1 pseudogene is annotated in these 603 nt (G+C 60.2%); it reads right to left on the reverse strand.

Going from position 1 to position 603, the window contains the following annotated elements:
• Window positions 1-284: 284 nt before the first annotated feature.
• A pseudogene (locus tag MBTS_RS22695) lies at window positions 285-603 on the reverse strand (hypothetical protein); the annotation flags it as partial.

Here is a 603-nt window from a genome sequence, read left to right on the forward strand (position 1 = left end):
ATCAGGTCGCGCCTCTGCTCCTCCACCAGATCGGAGAGAATGTCATCGCGATTCCGGTTGATGACCGACAGAAGGCGAATATTGGGGTATCGGCCTTCGAAAACCACGAACACTTCCGATCCCTCATGGGGATCCAAAGGGTCCAGGCAGTAATGGTTCGCCATGCCAGCCCTCCGAAACATCGCGACGAGGAAAAACCTCTCATCGACATCCTTCCGGTCACACGAATCATAGGCCGTTTTCTCGATGCATCACGCATCTTGCAAGGGCTCGTCAGGCCGACACTACAGGATGAAATCCGCCGTCTGGAGGGCAAAGGTGCCGCTCAGGAGCAGGGCGAAATCGGCCTTCGCATCGCCATTCACATCGCCGCTCACCAGGGTACTCCCCCCTGAGACGATGGAGCGAAGCTCGCCCGCCCTCATCGTGAACGCGTCGTCCTCGATGAAGCGGAAGGCCTGGTTCACCACGCCGCCGGCGACCGCATCGATGAAGTGAAGGTCGATCCGGTCCCCCTGGGACGTGCTGAAATCCTTGAGCGTGTCCCGACCGGCGCCGGACACGGTACTGTCGCCGAGCCGGTCGAAGACGAAGGTGTCGGCA

The sequence above is a fragment of the Methylobacterium bullatum genome (assembly GCF_014845095.1).
GTDB lineage: Bacteria > Pseudomonadota > Alphaproteobacteria > Rhizobiales > Beijerinckiaceae > Methylobacterium > Methylobacterium bullatum.